Consider the following 3,977-nt stretch of genomic DNA (forward strand, 5'->3'; position numbering starts at 1 on the left):
TGTGGGGGCAGCATGGCGCGGTCGGGCGTTGCTTTGATGTGCTGGCCCTGTGGCGCGAACGCGCTGCCCAAGTGACAGGGTGCGCGCTCGATTGCGGCCACTATCTGGCCGAAGAAGCCCCCGAGCAAGTGATTGCCCAAGCGCAAGAATTTTTCACACACTGAACCGTCTCATTGACAAGGAGCACCCCATGAGCAAGAAACACCGCATCGCCGTCATCGCAGGCGATGGCATTGGCAAAGAAGTCATGCCCGAAGGCCTGCGCGTGATGGACGCTGCAGCCCGCAAATTCGGCATTGACTTGAAGTTTGACCACTTCGATTTTTCGAGCTGGGACTATTGCGAAAAGCACGGCAAGATGCTCCCCGACGACTGGAAGGACCAGATTGGTGGTCACGACGCCATTTATTTTGGCGCGGTGGGCTGGCCCGAGAAGATCGCCGACCACGTGTCGCTGTGGGGCTCGCTGCTCTTGTTCCGCCGCGAGTTTGACCAGTACATCAACCTGCGCCCGGCGCGCCTGATGCCCGGCATCATCGCCCCCGTGGTGCGGAAGGACGGCAGCCGCCGCGAGCCCGGCGAGATCGACATGTACATCGTTCGCGAGAACACCGAGGGCGAGTACTCCAGCGTGGGTGGCCGCATGTTCCCCGGTACCGAGCGCGAGATCGTGATGCAGGAATCCATCATGACCCGCATCGGCGTGGACCGCGTGCTGAAGTTCGCTTTTGAGCTGGCACAAACGCGCCCCAAAAAACACTTGACCAGCGCCACCAAGTCCAACGGCATTGCCATCACCATGCCTTACTGGGACGAGCGCGTGGCCGAGATGGCCAAGGCCTATCCTGGCATCAACGTCGACAAGTTCCACATCGATATCCTGACCGCGCACTTTGTGCAGCGCCCCGACTTCTTTGATGTGGTGGTGGCCAGCAACCTGTTTGGCGACATCTTGAGCGATCTGGGCCCGGCCTGCACAGGCACGATTGGCATCGCGCCCAGTGCCAACCTGAACCCCGACCGTTTGTTCCCATCGTTGTTCGAGCCCGTCCATGGTTCTGCCCCGGACATCGCGGGCAAAGGCATTGCCAACCCGATCGGTCAGATCTGGTGTGGCGCCATGATGCTGGAATTCCTGGGCTACAAGGCGGCGCACGACGGTGTGCTGGCCGCGATCGAGAAGGTCTTGGCCCCAGGCAGTGGTGCACCCCGCACGCCCGATTTGGGGGGTACAGCCAAGACCGCCGATGTCGGCCGCGCCATTGCAGAGGTGCTTTGACACGGCGACTTTTCGGTTCTTTTTCCGGGAAGACTGACTTATAAAAAATCTCAACCGCGAAGGGGTTCGTCCATGATTTCACGGCTAGAATCCCTGCCGCAACGCGCATTGTTGGGCTGCCTGGATTGACACCGCCTTGGAGGCTGGTTTCAAATGAGTGCAGGCCTTGGCGCCATAAAAAATTAAAACTGGCAGCGGGTCTGTCAGTTTGTATGTCAGTCAACACCGGTTCTCGCCGGTCTGTAACTTCAAGAGGTTTCTTGTGAACAAAACTGAATTGATCGAACACATCGCCAAACAAGCCGACCTGTCCAAGGCCGCTGCGGGCCGTGCTCTGGAAGCCACCATCGGTGCTGTGCGCACAACCTTGAAAAAGGGCGGTACGGTTTCTTTGGTGGGTTTCGGTACTTTTGCAGTGGGCAAACGTGCTGCCCGCACCGGTCGCAATCCACGCACTGGCGCTGCGATTAAAATCAAGTCTGCCAAGGTGCCAAAGTTCCGTCCAGGTAAAGCCCTCAAGGATGCTTTGAACTGATTTCACTTTTTTCAGGTGGGGCGCTTAGCTCAGTTGGTAGAGCGGCTCCTTTACACGGAGTAGGTCGGCGGTTCGAGACCGTCAGCGCCCACCACCACAAAAAGCAAAGGCGAACAGGTTGTTCGCCTTTTTTATTGATAAACCGAGACTTCGAACATGTTTGATTCCATCCGCAATCACTCCAAAATTTTGATGGGATTGCTGTTTTTGCTGGTCATTCCGTCCTTTGTCTTGTTCGGCATTGACAGTTACAGCCGCTTTTCCGATCAAGGCGCGCCTGTGGCCAAAGTGGCGGGCAACAAGATCACGCAAGGGGAATGGGATGCGGCACATCAACGTGAAGTCGAGCGCATCCGCGCCTCGGTGCCCAATCTGGATCCCAAACTGCTTGACTCTGCCGAGGCCCGCTATGCCACGCTGGAGCGCATGGTCAATGAGCGCGTGATCTCGGCCGCTGCGGATAAACAGTTGCTGATCACCAGCGATCAGCGTCTGGCCCGTTACCTGCAACAAGACCCTTCGATTGCCGGTTTGCGCGGTGCCGATGGCAAGCTGGACATGGAGCGCTACCGCCAATTGGCGGCCAGCCAGGGCATGATCCCCGAAATGCTGGAAGCCAAAGTGCGCCAGGACTTCTCGGCCCAGCAAGTGTTGGGTGGTTTGCAGCAGTCTGTGGTGGCCTCACAAAGCCAAACCGATACGGCCTTGAATGCGTATTTGCAACGCCGTGAAATCCAGATCCAGAAATGGGTGCCAGCCGATTTCGCGGCCAAGGTTCAAGTGACCGATGCCGATCTGGAAAAGTTCTACCAGGCCCAATCCGAACGTTTCCGTTCGGTGGAAAGCGCCGACATCGAATACTTGGTGCTGGACACGGTCGCTTTGCAAAAGAGCATCAACTTGCCTGAGCAAGACCTGAAGACCTATTACGAGCAAAACGTGCAGCGTCTGGCGGGCAAGGAAGAGCGCCGCGCCAGCCACATCCTGATCAACGCCGCCAAGGACGCTCCTGCCGCTGAGCGTGCCAAGGCCCGCGCCAAGGCCGACGATTTGCTGGGTGTAGTTCGCAAGGCCCCCAAATCCTTTGCCGATGTGGCCCGTAAAAACTCACAAGATACAGGCTCTGCCACCAAGGGCGGGGATCTGGACTTCTTCGCCAAAGGGGCCATGGTCAAAGCGTTTGAAGATGCCGCCTTTGCCTTGAAAAAGGGCGACATCAGCGATGTGGTCGAGTCCGAGTTCGGCTTTCACATCATCCAGCTGACCGACATCAAAGCGCCCAAAGCGCCCAGCTTTGAATCCATGCGCCCTCAACTGGAAGCCGACTTGCGCAAACAGCAAGCCCAGCGCCAATTTGCCGAGCAGGCCGAGACCTTCACCAACAGCGTTTACGAGCAGGCAGACAGCTTCAAGCCCACGGCCGACCGTTTGAAACTGACCGTTCAAAAAGCCCAGGCTTTGACCCGCACGCCTGCTGCGGGCGCCCAAGGTGTTCTGGCCAACGCCAAATTGTTGCAAACCCTGTTTGCAGAAGACTCTGTGAGCAAACGTCGCAACACCCCAGCGGTGGAAGTGGCCCCCAACACCTTGGTGTCTGCCCGCATCGTGGCTTACCGTCCTGCTGCCGTTCGTCCATTTGCCGACGTCAAGGATGAAGTGCGCCGCCAGTACGTGGTCGAAAAATCTGCCGACTTGGCCAAAGCCGAAGGTCAGGCCAAACTGGCATCATGGAAAGACCAGGCCGCGCAAGCGCAAGTGGGTGCGGCCTTGATCGTCTCGCGCGACCAAACACAAGGCCAGCCGCAAGCCGTGGTGGATGCTGTGCTGCGTGCTGATCCTGCGCGTTTGCCCGCTGTGGTGGGCGTGGATCTGGGCACGCAAGGCTTTGTGGTGGCCCGTGTGAACAAACTGGTGGCACGCGATGCTGCGTCGCCGCAACAAGTGGCCCAAAGTCGTCAGCAAATGACCCAGTTGTGGGGGCAGGCTGAAACCCAAGCCTACCTGACGTATTTGAAGCAACAACTCAAGGCCGAGATCTTGGTTGAAAAACCTCAGGTCAAGAGCGCAGAGACTGCAGAAAAACGCTAAAGATCAGGTTATAATTTCATTTCTACGGTGGCTGTAGCTCAGTTGGTAGAGTCCAGGATTGTGATTCCTGTTGTC

At 57.7% G+C, this 3,977-nt stretch carries 3 protein-coding genes, 1 tRNA gene and 1 pseudogene; all 5 read left to right on the top strand.

Translation table 11 applies throughout. The features are described from left to right. Positions 1–164: pseudogene (locus tag Q1W40_RS01620) on the top strand (alpha/beta hydrolase); the annotation flags it as partial. 26 nt (positions 165–190) lie between these two features. Continuing rightward, positions 191–1,279 (top strand): tartrate dehydrogenase, encoded by a 1,089-nt coding sequence (locus tag Q1W40_RS01625; RefSeq protein WP_300708205.1) that lies wholly within the window; start codon positions 191–193, stop codon positions 1,277–1,279. 262 nt (positions 1,280–1,541) lie between these two features. After that, positions 1,542–1,814, top strand: a complete 273-nt coding sequence (locus Q1W40_RS01630; RefSeq protein ID WP_108322810.1) for an HU family DNA-binding protein — start codon at positions 1,542–1,544, stop codon at positions 1,812–1,814. An 18-nt stretch (positions 1,815–1,832) separates the two neighbouring features. Further along, positions 1,833–1,908, top strand: a tRNA-Val gene (locus tag Q1W40_RS01635). Between the two features lie 62 nt (positions 1,909–1,970). Then, entirely contained in the window at positions 1,971–3,902 is a 1,932-nt protein-coding gene (locus tag Q1W40_RS01640) for a SurA N-terminal domain-containing protein (RefSeq protein ID WP_300708207.1), read from the top strand. The last annotated feature ends 75 nt before the right edge of the window (positions 3,903–3,977 follow it).

Source organism: Limnohabitans sp. (assembly GCF_030158565.1).
Lineage (GTDB): Bacteria > Pseudomonadota > Gammaproteobacteria > Burkholderiales > Burkholderiaceae_C > Limnohabitans_A.